At 66.8% G+C, this 15,360-nt stretch carries 15 protein-coding genes and 2 tRNA genes; 11 read left to right on the forward strand and 6 right to left on the reverse strand.

The window, feature by feature from the left end; translation table 11 throughout:
- Nucleotides 1-74 precede the first annotated feature (74 nt).
- A complete protein-coding gene (locus FHS74_RS15010; protein ID WP_184801934.1) occupies nt 75-890 on the forward strand; it encodes an undecaprenyl-diphosphate phosphatase in 816 nt (271 codons plus the stop codon).
- A 114-nt stretch (nt 891-1,004) separates the two neighbouring features.
- Here the strand turns inward: FHS74_RS15010 and FHS74_RS15015 are convergent, their stop codons facing one another.
- The gene (locus FHS74_RS15015; protein ID WP_184801936.1) at nt 1,005-2,012 is read right to left on the reverse strand and encodes a complex I NDUFA9 subunit family protein; all 1,008 of its coding nucleotides are present in this window, start codon (nt 2,010-2,012) and stop codon (nt 1,005-1,007) included.
- A 297-nt stretch (nt 2,013-2,309) separates the two neighbouring features.
- On the opposite strand from FHS74_RS15015, the gene FHS74_RS15020 reads away from it, so the two are divergent.
- From FHS74_RS15020 to FHS74_RS15065, 10 genes are all read left to right on the forward strand, one after another.
- Nucleotides 2,310-2,396, forward strand: a tRNA-Leu gene (locus tag FHS74_RS15020).
- A 258-nt stretch (nt 2,397-2,654) separates the two neighbouring features.
- A tRNA-Leu gene (locus FHS74_RS15025) sits at nt 2,655-2,741 on the forward strand.
- Nucleotides 2,742-2,895: 154 nt separating this feature from the next.
- Nucleotides 2,896-3,507, forward strand: coding sequence for a ribonuclease D (locus FHS74_RS15030; RefSeq protein ID WP_184801938.1), 612 nt, complete (start codon nt 2,896-2,898; stop codon nt 3,505-3,507).
- Nucleotides 3,508-3,932: 425 nt separating this feature from the next.
- The gene (lptC, locus tag FHS74_RS15035; RefSeq protein WP_184801940.1) at nt 3,933-4,580 is read left to right on the forward strand and encodes an LPS export ABC transporter periplasmic protein LptC; all 648 of its coding nucleotides are present in this window, start codon (nt 3,933-3,935) and stop codon (nt 4,578-4,580) included.
- Nucleotides 4,577-5,602, forward strand: a complete 1,026-nt coding sequence (locus FHS74_RS15040) for an LptA/OstA family protein (protein WP_184801942.1) — start codon at nt 4,577-4,579, stop codon at nt 5,600-5,602. The genes lptC and FHS74_RS15040 overlap by 4 nt, the downstream gene beginning before the upstream one ends.
- Nucleotides 5,599-6,432, forward strand: coding sequence for an LPS export ABC transporter ATP-binding protein (lptB, locus tag FHS74_RS15045; RefSeq protein ID WP_184801944.1), 834 nt, complete (start codon nt 5,599-5,601; stop codon nt 6,430-6,432). Before FHS74_RS15040 ends, lptB begins: the two co-directional genes overlap by 4 nt.
- A 61-nt stretch (nt 6,433-6,493) precedes the next feature.
- Nucleotides 6,494-8,035, forward strand: a complete 1,542-nt coding sequence (gene rpoN, locus FHS74_RS15050; protein ID WP_184801946.1) for an RNA polymerase factor sigma-54 — start codon at nt 6,494-6,496, stop codon at nt 8,033-8,035.
- A 138-nt stretch (nt 8,036-8,173) separates the two neighbouring features.
- Complete coding sequence (hpf, locus tag FHS74_RS15055; RefSeq protein ID WP_184801948.1) at nt 8,174-8,809, forward strand: ribosome hibernation-promoting factor, HPF/YfiA family; 636 nt, start codon at nt 8,174-8,176, stop codon at nt 8,807-8,809.
- 171 nt (nt 8,810-8,980) lie between these two features.
- Nucleotides 8,981-9,439 carry a PTS IIA-like nitrogen regulatory protein PtsN gene (gene ptsN / locus FHS74_RS15060; protein WP_184801950.1) on the forward strand — a complete coding sequence of 153 codons (459 nt, stop codon included), beginning with the start codon at nt 8,981-8,983 and terminating at the stop codon, nt 9,437-9,439.
- 198 nt (nt 9,440-9,637) lie between these two features.
- Nucleotides 9,638-10,183 carry an NUDIX hydrolase gene (locus FHS74_RS15065; protein WP_184801952.1) on the forward strand — a complete coding sequence of 182 codons (546 nt, stop codon included), beginning with the start codon at nt 9,638-9,640 and terminating at the stop codon, nt 10,181-10,183.
- 3 nt (nt 10,184-10,186) lie between these two features.
- Here the strand turns inward: FHS74_RS15065 and FHS74_RS15070 are convergent, their stop codons facing one another.
- The 5 genes from FHS74_RS15070 to prfA form a co-directional block, all read right to left on the reverse strand.
- Nucleotides 10,187-10,654: a GFA family protein gene (locus FHS74_RS15070; protein WP_184801954.1), complete on the reverse strand. Its 468-nt coding sequence runs from the start codon at nt 10,652-10,654 to the stop codon at nt 10,187-10,189.
- Between the two features lie 229 nt (nt 10,655-10,883).
- On the reverse strand, nt 10,884-12,293 hold the full coding sequence (gene leuC / locus FHS74_RS15075) for a 3-isopropylmalate dehydratase large subunit (RefSeq protein ID WP_184801956.1): 1,410 nt from the start codon (nt 12,291-12,293) through the stop codon (nt 10,884-10,886).
- A gap of 243 nt (nt 12,294-12,536) precedes the next feature.
- Entirely contained in the window at nt 12,537-12,986 is a 450-nt protein-coding gene (locus tag FHS74_RS15080; RefSeq protein ID WP_184801958.1) for a DUF4167 domain-containing protein, read from the reverse strand.
- Between the two features lie 360 nt (nt 12,987-13,346).
- Nucleotides 13,347-14,213 carry a peptide chain release factor N(5)-glutamine methyltransferase gene (gene prmC, locus FHS74_RS15085; protein ID WP_343066923.1) on the reverse strand — a complete coding sequence of 289 codons (867 nt, stop codon included), beginning with the start codon at nt 14,211-14,213 and terminating at the stop codon, nt 13,347-13,349.
- A complete protein-coding gene (gene prfA, locus FHS74_RS15090; protein ID WP_184801960.1) occupies nt 14,210-15,295 on the reverse strand; it encodes a peptide chain release factor 1 in 1,086 nt (361 codons plus the stop codon). The genes prmC and prfA overlap by 4 nt, the downstream gene beginning before the upstream one ends.
- Between the last annotated feature and the right edge of the window lie 65 nt (nt 15,296-15,360).

A 15,360-nucleotide genomic window follows, 5' to 3' on the forward strand; every position in this document is an offset into this window, starting at 1 on the left:
CTGCTATAAGCAGCCTGCCAACCCTTCGGCCCGGCCCCGTCCGGCCGTCCTTCGCCCCTAGACGTTGAGGCGCCATGTCTTTTTTGCAGACCCTGATCTTCGCGATCATCCAGGGCATCACCGAGCTTTTCCCCATCAGCAGCGTCGCCCACGGGGTGCTGACGCCCTTCCTGCTGGGCTGGGGCCTGGACCAGGCCTTCCTCAAGGAACACTTCCTGCCCTATCTGGTGATGTTGCATCTGGGGACGGCGGCGGCCCTGCTGGTCTTCTTCTGGCGGGATTGGGTGAATCTGCTGGTGGGCGTGGTGAAGAGGGGTGAGGATCGCCGCGTCCTGTTCCTGCTGGTGGTCGGCACCATCCCCGCGGCCCTGCTGGGCCTGGCGTTCGAGAAGGTGCTGCGCGCCGCCTTCAGCGACCCGTTCAACGCCGCCATCTTCCTGATGATCAACGGCCTGCTGCTGTTCTTCGGCGAGCGGCTGCGCGGGCGGGGTGACCGCACGCTGGCCCAACTGGGATTCGGCCAGGCCTTCCTGATCGGGCTGGCCCAGTCGCTGGCCCTGATCCCCGGCTTCTCCCGCTCCGGCGCCAGCATGGTGGCCGGCTTCTGGGTGGGCCTGAAACATGAGGAGGCCGCGCGCTTCTCCATGCTGCTGGCCACGCCCATCATCATCGGCGCCAGCCTGCTGGTGGTACCCAAGATGCTGCGCCAGGCGGATGGCGACGTGATCCAAAGCGCGGTGGCCGGCGGCGTGGTGGCGGGTATTTGCGCGTTCGGTGCCGTCTGGACCCTGATGCGCTGGTTCAAGCGTCACGAGGTCAACGCCATGCGCCCCTTCGCCTTCTACTGCTGGGCCCTGGGCATCGTCGTCCTCGGCATGATTTACCTTTAATAAGGTGTGGCGGCGGGCCCCGGCCCGCCCCTCCGCCGAATCCGCCAATAAAAAGGGGCGCCCTCCCGGCCGGGAGGGCGCCCCTTTTATATTGCCCTGGGTTTACGGTCAGGCTCAGTAATGCGTGCCGTGGGCATCCACCTTGGTCAGCTGCGGCAGGGACGGGCCCTGGCGATGGCTGGCGAAGCGACCGCCGACCTGGAAGCGGTCCAGGTATGTCGGCAGGATGACCTCGGCGCCGGTGGGCGCGACGCCCAATTCGGCCAGGCCGGGCAGTTTGCCGGACAGCACGTTGTCGCTTTTCAGCAAGGTGACCTGATCACGGGTCAACGGCTTACCGGGCACCATCTCCAGGAAAGTCGCCTGCAGGCTGGCCAATCCCCATGGCAGCGACACCAGGCGCGTCTTGCGACCGGTCGTATCGAGGATCAACTGCATCAATTCGCGGAAGCTGTAGGCGCGCGGGCCGCCCAGCTCGAAGGTCTTGCCGGCGGCGCCGACGTTGAGGACGGCGTTCACGATGGCGTCGGCGACGTCACCGACATAGACCGGCTGGAAGCGGGTGGCGCCGCCGCCGATCAGCGGGACGAAGGGCAGCCGCGCGGCCATGCCGGCGAACCGGTTGAAGAAATTGTCCTCCGGCCCAAAGACGATGCTGGGCCGCAGGATCACGGCCTCGGGGAACACGGCGCGCACCGCCTGCTCCCCCGCCGCCTTGCTGCGGGCGTAGGCGGAACGGGAGTTGGCGTCGGCGCCCAGGGCCGAGACATGCACCAGATGGGCGACGTCGGCCCCCTTGGCCAAGCGGGCGATACGGCCGGCGGCCTCGGCGTGCACCAGGTCAAAACGCTGGCGGCGGCCGGATTCGGCCAGGATGCCCATCAGGTTGATGACGACGTCGGCGCCATCGATGGCGCGGGCGACGGAGGCGTCGTCGGCGATGTCCACCGCCATGGGGACGATCTGGCCCACGGCGCCGTTGGTCTTGAGGAAGGCGGCCTCGCCCGGATGGCGGGCGGGCACGCGGATGACGCAGCCCGTCTTGGCCAGGCGCCGGATGACATGGCGGCCGATGAAGCCGGCCCCGCCGAACACGGTGGCGATACGAATGCTAGTGCCCATCCTGTTAGACCCTCTGCCCACTAAACGAATGATCCCACCGTTACCTATAGGGTTTGATCCCCCGCGTGTGCAGGTGCGCAAGGCGGTCCCCAAGGCCGGCGGCGGCCGAAGACCCAAGCTTATAGCGAAGCCGGCGGGCCAGGGCTAGGCGCTTGGAATGCAAGGCGACGCGGCCGCCCATGCAGGCCCGCGCGGGGTGGAAATACCGGCCCCAGCCCAGCCGCCTAAAAAATGAAATGCCCTGAAAGAAGGGTGTTGACAGCCCCGATCCATAATCGTACTTAGGCGGCCCGCGCTGCCCAGGTGGCGGAATTGGTAGACGCGCAGGTTTCAGGTACCTGTGGCAGAGATGTCGTGGAAGTTCGAGTCTTCTCCTGGGCACCAATTACAGCGCGGGTTTAACGCAGGGCCGCCGAGTTCCAAACGGAACCGGCGGCCCGCGGCGTTTCTGGGGCCCGCATCTCCGTGGGACGGCCCCTTGCCCCCCTCCAATTCGATGCCGCCTTACCGGTGCCCACCGCGCCCTCAGCGGATGGAACGCCCTGCCGCGCATCCGGCGCCACCCTCCCCCAAAAAAGTTCATTGCCTGGAAGAAGGGTGTTGACAGCCTCGATCCATAATCGTACTTAGGCGGCCCGCGCTGCCCAGGTGGCGGAATTGGTAGACGCGCAGGTTTCAGGTACCTGTGGCAGAAATGTCGTGGAAGTTCGAGTCTTCTCCTGGGCACCAATTCAGCGCGGGTTTAAGGTCGCAGGGCCGCCGATGTTCCGATGGGACGCCGGCGGCCCGCGGCGTTTCTGGGGTCCGTTTTCCCACTGCCCTCGAACGGCCCCGGCGTCGATAATCCTTTTCGGCAGCCCCACCAGTACGAAGGACCGGTATGATGCCCATCGATCTTTATGACGGCGATTTGCCCGACGGCCTGGACCTGGGCCCGGTGGTGGCCATCGATACCGAAACCATGGGCCTGAACCCGCATCGTGACCGGCTGTGCCTGATCCAGCTGTCGTCCGGCGATGGCCGCAGCCATCTGGTGCAGCTGCGCCAGGGCCAGTATGACGCGCCCAACCTGAAGCGCCTGCTGACCAACCCGGCTCAGTTGAAATTGTTCCATTTCGCGCGGTTCGACATCGCCGTGCTGAACAAGTACCTGGGCGTGGTGACCGCGCCGGTCTACTGCACCAAGATCGCGTCCAAGCTGGTCCGCACCTACACCGACCGCCATGGCCTGAAGGATTTGTGCCGCGACCTGCTGGGCGTGGACCTGTCCAAGCAGCAGCAGTCCTCCGACTGGGGCGCGGAGGAGCTGACGGCCGAACAACTGAAGTACGCGGCCTCCGACGTGCTGTACCTGCATGAGATCAAGGCGAAGTTCGACGCCGTTCTGGCCCGCGAAGGCCGGACGGAACTGGCTGACGCGTGCTTCCGCTTCCTGCCCCATCGCGCGCTGCTGGACCTGGCCGGCTGGGACGAGCCCGACATTTTCGCCCACTGAGTGTTCGCCCATTGAGTGACGGCCGCCGGGCGGGGGCGGCATCTGCCGCCCCTGTTCAAACCGGTGCAATACCCCCCCCATCCTTGTGCCGCGCCCCTCGATGGAGGAGCGCATGGTAGGGTGGCGCACGCCGCCCCTGGAAATGGGGACGGCGCATGACGATTTGACCGTGGAATCCCCGCTCAGCTAGATTGAGTCCGAAGCGGTGGTGGTGGCCACCCGACATGCCCGCGCCACAATTGGTGGCCAAACCCCGTGGAACCATGACCCTGCCCCCCCCTTCAGAAAACCCCGGCGCCGAAAGCGGCGACGCGGGCGGGATTCGGCAGCCGGCAGGCCCGGCCGGTTCCGCTGCCCCGTCCGCCCCCCCCCGCCCCGGCGACCAACCGACCCACCGGGCCAGCAGCGCCCGGCATACCCGGCGCGTGAACCAGGCCAAGGTGGTGCTGCCCACCCTGGCGGGTCTGACCATCGCCGCGATCGCGCTGTGGCCCCTGATCAAGGAAACGACCAGCCCGCGCCAGGCCGATCCCGGCACAGGCCAGCTGGAGATGCTGGACGCCCATTTCCTGGGCACGGACAAGACCGACCGGCCGGTGGAAGTGCGCGCCGACCGGGCCATGCAGGAAAGCAATCAGGACAATCTCATCGATCTTGTTTCGCCCGAGGCGGAGATCACGTTAAAGAATGGCCAGTGGGTGACCCTGAACGGGGACACCGGGCGGTACGACAAGCAGTCTGGCCACCTGACGCTGGAGGGGAGGGTCACGCTGTTTCACGACCATGGCTATGAGCTCACCACCGACAAGGCGGAGGTGGACACCAGCAAGAACATCGCCTGGGGCAACACGCGCGTGGCCGGCCAGGGGCCGTTCGGCGACATCGACGCCGGCGGCTTCCGCATGACGGACAAAGGCAGCACCATCGTTTTCACCGGCAAGGCGCGTTTGCGCCTGGTGGAGAAAGACCGCCACGGGGACGGCCAGGCACCCATGATGCCCGGGCCGCTGTCCGCCCCCGCGTCCGGCAAGACACCCGCCGCGGCACCGCGGTCCGGAGGCAAGCAACCGTGAACATCCGGTCCCTGAAGACGGTCCCGACGATGCGGACCCTGCTGGTCGGCACCCTGGCCGTGGCGGCCACGGCCCTCTTCGCCGTGGCGCCAGCGTCGCACGCGGGCGAGACCACGGCCGAAAAGCCCGCTGCCGAAAAGCCCGCGGGCTCGGCCAAGGCGAAGAAGGCCGCCCCGCCGGCGCAAAACCCGGCGGTGGCCGGGGAGCCGGGGCTGCTGCCCTTCACCCCCACCGAGGTGACGGCCGCCCCGCCCGGCGCCATCGACATCACGTCGGATGAAACCATGGAGTGGCACGACGACCAGCTGGCCGCCGTGGCGCGTGGCCATGTGGTGGTCGTGCGCGGGCAGGACACCCTGCACTGCGACACGCTGGTGGTCTACTACCGCAAGACCAAGGATGGCTCGACCGAGATGTACCGCATGGCCGCCGATGGCCAGGTGGTCCTGACCTCGCCCAGCCAGCAGGCCTTCGGCGACCACGCCGTTTATGACGTGGACCAGGACGTGACCGTCATGACCGGCGACCACCTGCACATGGTCACCCGCAGCGACACGGTCTATGCCCGCGACACCATGGAATACTGGAAACAGCAGCAATTGCTGGTCGCGCGCGGCAACGCCGTGGCCATCAACGACAAGGGCGACCGCATCCGCGGCGACGTGCTGGTCGGCATCATGGAAGAGAACGCCGCCAAGCAGCTGGAGATGACGCGCATGGATGCCAAGGGCAACGTGCTGATCGTCACCCCCAAGGATATCGCGCGCGGCAGCGAAGGCACCTATAACGTGAAGACGCGCATCGCCATCCTGACCGGCGATGTGAAGCTGACCCAGGGTCAGAACCAGGTGAATGGCCACAGGGCCGAGGTCAACAACGCCACGGGGGTCAGCCGCATGCTGCCCGACGAGAACGTCAAGGGCGGGCGCGTGCATAGCGTGCTGGTTCCCAAGAAGTCCGATCAGCCGGCCGCAAGCCCGGCCCCGGGCGCCAACAACCCCGGCGGCGGAGCGCAGCCATGAGCAAGACGTCTGAGACGACCAAGGCGCCGGCGGCCCCCGCCACGGCCAAGGACGCCAAGACCAAGGACGCCATGGCTGGCGGCCCCCGCCTGGTGTCGGACAATCCGAACAGCGGCCTGACGGCGACCAAGCTGGGCAAGAGCTACAAGGGCCGCCCCGTCCTGCGCGACGTCAGCGTCAGCGTCCGGCGGGGTGAAGTCGTGGGGCTGCTGGGTCCCAACGGCGCCGGCAAGACCACCAGCTTCTACATCATGACCGGGCTGATCATGCCCGACTACGGCGCCATCACGCTGGATGGGCTGGAGGTCACCGACCTGCCCATGTACCGGCGCGCGCGCCTGGGCATTGGCTATCTGCCGCAGGAGGCCTCGATCTTCCGCGGCCTGACGGTGGAGAACAACATCCGCGCCGTGCTGGAGGTGGTGGAGCCCGACCGCGACAAGCGCGAATCCACGCTGGACGAACTGCTGGCGGAATTCTCCATCAGCCACCTGCGGCGCACCTCGGCCCTGGCCCTGTCGGGCGGCGAACGCCGCCGTGTGGAAATCGCCCGCGCGCTGGCATCCCAGCCCAATTTCATCCTGCTGGATGAGCCCTTTGCCGGTATCGACCCAATCGCCGTCAACGACATCCGCGAGTTGGTCAGCCACCTGCGCGAGCGCGGCATCGGCGTCCTGATCACCGACCACAACGTTCGCGAAACCCTGGACATCGTTGATCGCGCATACATTCTGCACGACGGTATGGTATTGATGGAGGGTGAACCGTCGGAGATCGTGGCGCACAAGGATGTGCGGCGCGTCTATCTCGGCGAACGGTTCAGTCTGTAGTCAAGTATAAGCGCATAATGCGCGATTCCATTTCGGGCCACAGTTCTTATTCGGGCGGGTGATGGCGCTTCAACAACGCCTAGATCTTCGGCAAACCCAAGCGCTGGTGATGACTCCCCAGCTGCAACAGGCCATTAAGCTGTTGCAGCTGTCGAATCTGGAGTTGGCCGACTACGTCGATCGCGAGATGGAGCAGAACCCGCTCCTGGAACGCGATGATGGCGACCGTAACCGCGATCCGGCACCCGATGGGGTGGATCGCGAGGATCCCGTGGCGCGTGGCGATGACATGCCCGTACGCGACACGGTCGACCTCACCTCCTCCGACCGGTTGGGCCCCGCCAGCGACGCGCCGCTGGACACCGACTATGAGAATGTCTGGACCAATTCCAGCGCCGTGGACATGGCAGCGGACGCGGGCGGCGTGGGCGAGAGTGGCGAGGCCTTCGCCAACTGGTCCGGCCGGGGCGGTAGCTTCGAGGATGATGAAAGCTCGTTCGAGCAGACGCTGTCCGGCACCGTCTCGCTACGCGACCACCTGACCGAACAGATCACCATGGACATCGCCGATCCGCTGGATCGGATGGTGGCGTTCGCCCTGATGGATTACCTGGACGAGGCGGGGTACTTCACCGGCGACGTCGGCCTGGTGGGAGACCAGCTGGGCTGTACCGAGCAACAGGTCATTTCGGTGCTGGAACGGCTGCAACGTCTTGATCCAGTTGGGATTTTCGCCCGATCCCTGAAGGAGTGCCTGGCCCTGCAGCTGCGGGAGCTGGACCGGCTGGACCCCTGCATGCAGGCTTTGCTGGACCACCTGCCGCTGCTGGCCGCCCGCAACGTCCCAGCACTGCTGAAGGTCTGCCAGGTCGATGCGGAGGATCTGGCCGACATGGTCGGCGAGATCAAGGCGTTGAACCCGAAGCCGGCCCTGGCCTTCGACCATGCGCCGGTGCAGACCGTGGTGCCGGACATCATGATGCGCGCCCAGCCGGGCGGCGGCTGGATGATCGAACTGAACAGCGACACCCTGCCCCGGGTGTTGGTCAACCAGCGCTACTACGCCCGTATCCAGGGGGCCGCCCGCAACAAGCAGGACAAGGAATACCTGACCGAGCAATTCCAGTCGGCCAGCTGGCTGGTGAAGTCGCTGCACCAGCGCGCCAACACCATCCTGAAGGTGGCGACGGAGATCGTGCGGCAGCAGGACGCCTTCTTCCTGCATGGTTTGCAGTTCCTGCGCCCCCTTATCCTTCGGGATATAGCGGAGGCGATCGGCATGCACGAATCGACCGTCAGCCGCGTGACGACCAACAAGTTCATGGCCACGCCGCGCGGGCTGTTCGAACTGAAATACTTTTTCACATCAGCCATTTCCGGGGCGGACGGCCAGGCCGCGCACTCCGCCGAGGCGGTGCGTTACCGCATCAAGATGCTGATCGATGCGGAGAAGCCGGAGGAGATCCTTTCGGATGACCGCCTGGTCGAGATCCTCAGGGAAGAGGGGATCGACATTGCACGGCGGACGGTCGCCAAGTATCGTGAAGCCATGAAGATCCCTTCCTCAGTCCAGCGTCGCCGGGAGAAGGCCCTTGGGATCTGAAACATGCGCCCGATGGATGGCGCATGACGGCTGGCCTTACCAGCACCACGAGGCCGGCCGCGGGCTATTGTAAAGGCCGACGGCAAGGCACCACGCCGCCGCCACTCCTGGCTTCCAACCAAGCGAGACGGACAGGCCATGCATATAATCGTCAAAGGCAAGCAGCTAGACGTTGGCGAGTCCCTGCGCACCCATGTCGAAACGACACTGACCGGGTTGGTCGAGAAATATTTCAGCAACCCGCTTGAGGCGACCGTCGTGTTGTCGCGCGAGGCGCATCTGTACAAGGCCGATATCCAGGCCCATGTCGGACGCGGCATCATCCTGCAAGCCTATGCCGAGGCCACCGAGCCTTACCCCGCCTTCGACGACGCGGCCGAGCGCGTCGCCAAGCGCCTGAGACGCTATAAGCGCCGATTACGCGACCATCACCAGCGCGAGCAGGCGGACGCCGCCGTGCCCGCCCGCAAATACATCATCAACGCCGACGCCCATGATGATGAGGCCGACGACGGCGTGAACGCGCCGGCGGCGGACGGTCATGCGGTGAACGGCAACGGCGCCGACCACCACCCCATGATCATCGCCGAGATGCAGACCAACATCGACATGTTGACGGTCAGCGAAGCGGTGATGCGCATGGATCTGGCGGAACTGCCGGCGCTGCTGTTCCGCAATCGGGCGCACGGCCAACTGAACATGGTCTATCGCCGGCCCGACGGCAACGTCGGCTGGGTCGACCCCTCCGATGGCAAATCCGTGGCCGCCCACTGAGGCGGCGGGCCCCTGGGCCACCCCCATTGACCTGGGGCCTGGGATAGCCGAAGCTTGAATCCGGGGGTTGGGCGGAAAAGTTTGATAAACTTTTCCGCCCTATACTGCTTCAAGCGATTAGACGGGTAAGCGAGTGTGGTGGCAATGCCGTCCCAGTTTGTTTTGACGCCAATGATCGAGCTTCTTAAGCCAGACGGCATTGTCGCCAATCTCCGGGCCTCCTCAAAAAAGCAGGTCCTTCAGGAACTGGCCAAGCGGGCCGCGGAACTGACCGGCCAGCATGAGCGGGCCATCTTCGACGTCCTGCTGGAGCGGGAGCGCCTGGGCACCACCGGTGTCGGCCGGGGCATCGCCATCCCCCATGGCAAGTTGCCGACGCTGCCCAAGGTGTGCGCCCTGTTCGCGCGCCTCGACCGGCCGGTGGACTTCGATTCCATCGACGAACAGCCGGTGGACCTGATCTGCCTGTTGCTGGCGCCGGAATCGGCCGGTGCCGACCATTTGAAGGCCCTGGCCCTGGTGTCGCGCATGCTGCGCAACCCCTTGTTCTGCGAAAAACTGCGCGGCGCCGATACCGCCGACGCGATCTACGCCCTGCTGACCCACACGGAAGCCAGCAACGCGGCGTGATTCCGCGTCCCTCAAACGCCGGGCGCCGGCATCCGCCGGCTTGGCTTATCTTCCTTTTTCAGTCCGCTGCCGCTCCCCGAAAAAGTCCGGCGGCCGCAGTCGCGGCCTAAGCGCCGTGAGCTTTCTTAACCTATGGGGCGGCTTCGCATTGGCGCGCCGACCGGTATAGTGGGCGGAGAACAAGCCGGGAGAGCGCCCATGTCCGATCCAGTGCCGACAACCGGGCCGCGTGTGGTGACGGTGCCGCCGGGGGAGGACAGGGAACGGCTGGTCTGTCCCGACTGCGGGTACATCGCCTATGACAACCCCAAGATCGTGGTGGGGTCGATCGCCCTGTCCGGTGACCGCATCCTGCTGTGCCGCCGGGCCATCCCGCCCCGCATCGGCTACTGGACCCTGCCAGCCGGTTTCATGGAACTGGGGGAGACATCCCAGGACGGTGCCGCCCGCGAAGCGTGGGAGGAGGCGGGCGCCCGCCTGGCCATCGGCCCCCTGCTGGCCGTCTACAACATCCCCCGCATCAGCCAGGTGCAACTGATCTACCTGGCCCACCTGACCAGCCCTGAAATCGCCCCCGGACCGGAAAGCCAGGAGGTCGCCCTGTTCGCCTGGGACGACATCCCCTGGACCGATCTGGCCTTCCCGAGCGTCGACTGGGCCTTGCGCGAGTATGAGACACGGCGGGAGCTGATCCAGGCCGGCAGGCCCTTCGCCCCCGCCACCAATCCGGTGGACGGGCTGTGAGGGTCAGAACCGGGCCTGGTGGCTGACCATGCCCCGCAGCCGGTCGTTCTTCGGATCGGTGTATTCCTCTGGCAACCCCTCCTGCACACGCAGCCAGGACAGGCGGCTTTCCACCCCGCAATGCGCTTCCGGCACCGCCGCCTCGGGATCGTCCAGGCTGCCGATGGTGAAACTCATCCAGTCGCTGTCGGGATAGGCGAAGGTCAGTGGCGTGCCGCATCGCGGGCAGAACCCCCGCTCCGCCACGGAGGAGGACGCATAGAAGACAGGGCGTCCCGTCCCGGTCCAGCTGACCGTGTCCTTGAGCACCCCGGCCAGGGCGGCAAAGACATTGCCCACGGCCCGCTGGCACATGCGGCAATGGCAGAAATGCACCCCCTCCACGGCCATGGTGCTGTGGTACCGCACCGCGCCGCACTGGCATCCGCCGGAGGTGCCGCCCTTTTTATCCACCGCCATGCTGTCGCTCATTCCGCCGCTCCGTTCTCCCAGCGTCCCCGATGTCGGCCAGCACCCACCGGGCGCCGACAGCGCAGCCACTATAGCCGGCTATAGCTCAGTCTGTCCGCGAGCGGCTTCACGCCCAAGGGCGATTCCGCCTTCGGGTGATCCGCTCCATCCTCCACACCGGGCCTGAAAGACAGACGGCGCGGAACCCCGGGGGCCCGCGCCGTCGCGTCACTCACTCTATATTACGCGCTCAGTTGAGCGTGCGGACATCCGTCAGCTTGCCGGTCAGGGCCGCCGCCGCCGCCATCTCCGGGCTCACCAGATGGGTGCGGCCACCGGGGCCCTGGCGGCCCTCGAAATTGCGGTTGGAGGTGGAGGCGCAGCGTTCACCGGGCTTCAGCTTGTCGTCGTTCATGGCCAGGCACATGGAGCAGCCGGGCTCACGCCAGTCAAAGCCGGCGGCCACGAACACCTTGTCCAGGCCCTCGGCCTCCGCCTGTTCCTTCACCAGGCCGGAACCCGGGACCACCATGGCATAGACGCCGTCCTTCACATGACGGCCTTCGGCCACCTTGGCGGCGGCACGCAGGTCCTCGATGCGGCTGTTGGTGCAGCTGCCGATGAAGACCTTGTCGACCGGGATGGCGTCCAGCGGCATGCCGGCCTCCAGTCCCATATACTTCAGCGCGCGTTCCATGGCGGCGCGGCGATGCTCATCCGTCTCGTTGGCCGGGTTAGGCACCGTGGCGGTGATGGGCAGCACGTCCTGCGGGCTGGTGCCCCAGGTGACCATGGGCGCAATGTCCTCGGCCTTCAGCACCACCTCGCGGTCGTACACGGCCCCCTCGTCCGAGGGCAGGCTCTTCCACCAGTTGACGGCCTGTTCCCAGGTGGCGGCCTTGGGCGCCTGCGGACGGCCCTTCAGATAGTCGAAGGTGGTCTCGTCCGGCGCGATCAGGCCGGCGCGGGCCCCCGCCTCGATGGCCATGTTGCACACGGTCATACGGCCTTCCATGCTGAGGCCGCGGATGACGGAACCGGCGAACTCGATGACATGGCCGGTACCGCCGGCGGTGCCGATCTTGCCGATGATGGCCAGCACCACGTCCTTGGCGGTCACGCCGACCGGCAGGTCGCCGTCCACGGTGATGCGCATGTTCTTCGACGGCTTCAGCAGCAGGGTCTGCGTCGCCAGCACGTGCTCCACATCCGACGTGCCGATGCCGAAGGCCAAGGCGCCGAAGGCACCGTGCGTGGCGGTGTGGCTGTCGCCACAGACTATGGTCATGCCCGGCTGGGTCAGGCCCTGCTCCGGCCCCACCACGTGGACGATGCCCTGGCGGATGTCGGACATGTCGTAGTAGTCGACGCCGAATTCCTTGGTGTTGATGGCCAGCTGCTCCACCTGGATGCGGCTTTCCTCGTTCTTGATGCCGGCCAGGCGGTCATGGCTGGTGGGAACGTTGTGGTCGGCGACGGCCAGGGTGGCGGACGGACGGCGCACCTTGCGGCCAGCCATGCGCAGGCCTTCGAAAGCCTGCGGGCTGGTCACCTCATGGACAAGGTGAAGGTCGATGTAGAGCACGCAGGTGCCATCCTCCTGCCGGTGGACGACATGGCTGTCCCAGATCTTGTCATAGAGGGTGCGCGGCTTGCCCATGGATCTTCACTCTGATGCGGACCGACATTTTTGAAACGGCGAAACCCGCGTGGCGGGTCTTTTTGTTTCACGGAGGCGCAGAATAACGACCGGTCCTGTCGCGGACAAGGGCCGCCCGTCGCCGCTGATCGCATAGGGCCTATGTCACGGCCATCTTCACCCCAGCCCGCGACCCCAGCCGCAGGCGTTCAAAGAACGCGGCTGGTGCGAAAAAGCCCCGCCTGTGGGCGGGGCTTTTCGAAATTAGGCGTTCATCGGCTCGCGTTCGTCTTCGGCCGAGTTGTCGACCTCGGCCTCGTCGCCCTGGTCGCCGCCCTCCTCGCCCTCGAAGCCCGACTGGGGCTGATAGGGCCGGGGGTCGCCGCCGCGCTGACGCTGTTCGGCTTCATTGATCTGGGTGATGATGCGGAAGTAGTGCTCCGCATGCTGCAGATAGTTTTCCGCCGCCACCCGGTCACCGGACGACTGGGCGTCCCGGGCCAGGGCCAGGTACTTCTCGTGCACCTGGAAGGCGTTGCCGCGAATGCGCACATCCGGGCCATTGCTGTCAAAGGTCTGGTGCCGCAAGGGCACGTTCTGACGGCGGTTGTTACCGCCGCCGCCGCTATTGCCGTTGCCGCCGCCGTTGCCGGCATTGCCACCGCTGTTACCGCCGCGCCCACGCGAACGCCTGGTGTTCGGTCCCTGTCTCATCCGACTGCTGCTCTAGCCCCGTTGGAGTTCGATGCATGCCCGTGCCAATGGGGGCGGACGTCTTCCATCCGCGCCTCTCGCACCCGATCCCGGAATCAATCCCCCACCGGGGGTGTCACCGGACCGACCATGCTGGGCAAACTGGCATGCCGTGGTGATCATCATCGGCCCATGAACGCTAGCCTGATCCCCACACCGGTGTTTCCCGGTTTCGGATCTGGCGCGTCGCCCCTTCGGCCTTCCACCACGCGAGATGACCCTAAACGCTGTCCCCCGCTAAACCAACATCTTTTTTGGATACGCGCCCTTGCGCTCCCGGCGCAGGCGGACAGGAGAGCGGGACTTCACCCTCCGGATGGGTCAGCCGGGGGCCCGCGCCACGACCACACGATCATGGCCGGCCAGATCGTCCACCCGTTCCAGCACCACAAGGCCGGCGGCCTGGAACAGGGCGGCCACGTCCGCGCCCTGGCCCATCCCATGCTCCACCGCGATGATGCCGTCGGACCGCAGCAGGCCGGCGGCGCTTCCGGCCAGAAGTCGATAGGGGTCCAGCCCATCCGGCCCGCCATCCAGCGCGCGCCGCGGGTCAAACGTCCGCACCTCGGGCTCCAGGCCGGCGATGTCGGCCGCCGGGATGTAGGGTGGGTTGGAGACGACGGCGTCGAAACGCCCATCCATCGCCAGCGCGTCCGCCCAGCCGCCCACCATCCAGGCGCTGCGCCCGGCATAGCCCAGACGCCCCGCGTTGGCGGCGGCGGCCCGCGCGGCCCCCGGGGCGATGTCCACGCCCAAACCCCAGGCGCCCGGCAATTCCGAGAGCAGCGCCAGCAGGATGCAGCCGCTGCCCGTGCCCAGATCCAGCAGGCGCCGGGGCCGGTCGCCGCCGGGCAAGTGGCGCAAGGCGGCCTCCACCAGGGTTTCGGTATCGGGCCGGGGATCCAGCGTGTCGGGCGCCAGCTGGAACTCCAGGCTCCAGAACTCCCGCTTGCCCAGGATGCGGGAGACGGGCTCGCGCGCCGCCCGGCGGTCCAGCAACCGATCCAAGGTCGCCCTAGCCTCCGCCGGCACTTCCCGGTCGCCGTCCAGCAGCAGGGCGGTCCGCGACCAGCCCAGGGCCTGTTCCGCCAGCAGGCGCACGTCCAGCCGGGGGCTGGCGCACCCCGCCGCCGCCAGCCGCGCCTCGGCCGCCTTCAGCACATCGCGGAGGAGGGCCGGGCCGCTCACTGCAGTTCGGCCAGGCGCTCCGCCTCGTCCTGGGCGATCAGCGCCTCCACCACCTCATCCAGCGCCTCGCCCGCCATGACCTTGTCGATCTTGTAGAGCGTCAGGTTGATGCGGTGGTCGGTCACCCGGCCTTGGGGGAAGTTGTAGGTGCGGATGCGTTCGGAGCGGTCGCCGCTGCCCACCTGGCTCTTGCGGTTGGCCGCCCGCTCGGCGTCGAGCGCGCTGCGCTGCTGGTCGTAGAGACGGGACCGCAGCACGCGCAGGGCCTTGGCCTTGTTCTTGTGCTGCGACTTCTCATCCTGCTGGATGACCACCAGGCCGGTGGGCAGGTGGGTGATGCGCACCGCGCTGTCGGTGGTGTTGACCGACTGGCCGCCAGGGCCCGACGACCGGTACACGTCGATGCGCAGATCCTTGTCGTCGATCTGGATGTCCACCTCCTCCGCCTCGGGCAGCACGGCCACGGTGGCGGCGGAGGTGTGGATGCGGCCTTGCGTCTCCGTCGTCGGCACGCGCTGCACCCGGTGCACGCCCGATTCGAACTTCAGCCGACGGAACACGCCGCGACCGGAGATGCTGGCGATGGCCTCCTTGTAGCCACCCAGGCCGGTCTCGGAGATCTCCATCACCTCGAAGCGCCATCCTTGGATGGTGGCGTAGCGGCGATACATGTCGAACAGATTGGCCGCGAACAGCGCCGCCTCGTCGCCGCCGGTGCCGGCGCGCACCTCCAGCATGGCGTTCTTGTCGTCGGCCGCGTCCTTGGGCAGCAGGGCCAGCATGACCTGGCGTTCCAGGGCCGGCAGGGCCTTTTCCGCCTGCACCAGCTCATCCTGCGCCAGTTCCCGCATCTCGGGATCGGCCTCGGCCTCCGCCATGCGGGCGAGGTCGCCCAGGTCGGCGCGGGCGCGCCGCAAGTCGGCGATGGACTCGGCCACCGGCGTCAGCTCGGCGAATTCCTTGCTCATGCGGGTATAGGCGTCGGCCGCCAGCGTGCCTGACGCCAGGGCGTCGCGCAGCTCGTCATGCCGGGCCGACAGCTTGGCCAGCGTGTCCCCGAACCGTTCTTCCAGAGTGGTCATGTTTTTTTCCGTCATCCCGTATCCGGGCTGACTAGAGCCCTCAAGCGCCGGGCGGCGGCATCCGC

Source organism: Nitrospirillum iridis (assembly GCF_014205765.1).
In the GTDB taxonomy this organism is placed as follows: Bacteria; Pseudomonadota; Alphaproteobacteria; order Azospirillales; family Azospirillaceae; genus Nitrospirillum; species Nitrospirillum iridis.

Coding starts and splice junctions, on each gene's coding strand:
- rpoN (WP_184801946.1), top strand. CDS start 6,494: ATGGCGCTTCAACAACGCCTAGATCTTCGGCAAACCCAAGCGCTGGTG.
- ptsN (WP_184801950.1), top strand. CDS start 8,981: ATGATCGAGCTTCTTAAGCCAGACGGCATTGTCGCCAATCTCCGGGCC.
- FHS74_RS15080 (WP_184801958.1), bottom strand. CDS start 12,986: ATGAGACAGGGACCGAACACCAGGCGTTCGCGTGGGCGCGGCGGTAAC.
- hpf (WP_184801948.1), top strand. CDS start 8,174: ATGCATATAATCGTCAAAGGCAAGCAGCTAGACGTTGGCGAGTCCCTG.
- FHS74_RS15015 (WP_184801936.1), bottom strand. CDS start 2,012: ATGGGCACTAGCATTCGTATCGCCACCGTGTTCGGCGGGGCCGGCTTC.
- lptB (WP_184801944.1), top strand. CDS start 5,599: ATGAGCAAGACGTCTGAGACGACCAAGGCGCCGGCGGCCCCCGCCACG.
- FHS74_RS15030 (WP_184801938.1), top strand. CDS start 2,896: ATGCCCATCGATCTTTATGACGGCGATTTGCCCGACGGCCTGGACCTG.
- FHS74_RS15070 (WP_184801954.1), bottom strand. CDS start 10,654: ATGAGCGACAGCATGGCGGTGGATAAAAAGGGCGGCACCTCCGGCGGA.
- FHS74_RS15065 (WP_184801952.1), top strand. CDS start 9,638: ATGTCCGATCCAGTGCCGACAACCGGGCCGCGTGTGGTGACGGTGCCG.
- FHS74_RS15010 (WP_184801934.1), top strand. CDS start 75: ATGTCTTTTTTGCAGACCCTGATCTTCGCGATCATCCAGGGCATCACC.
- leuC (WP_184801956.1), bottom strand. CDS start 12,293: ATGGGCAAGCCGCGCACCCTCTATGACAAGATCTGGGACAGCCATGTC.
- prfA (WP_184801960.1), bottom strand. CDS start 15,295: ATGACCACTCTGGAAGAACGGTTCGGGGACACGCTGGCCAAGCTGTCG.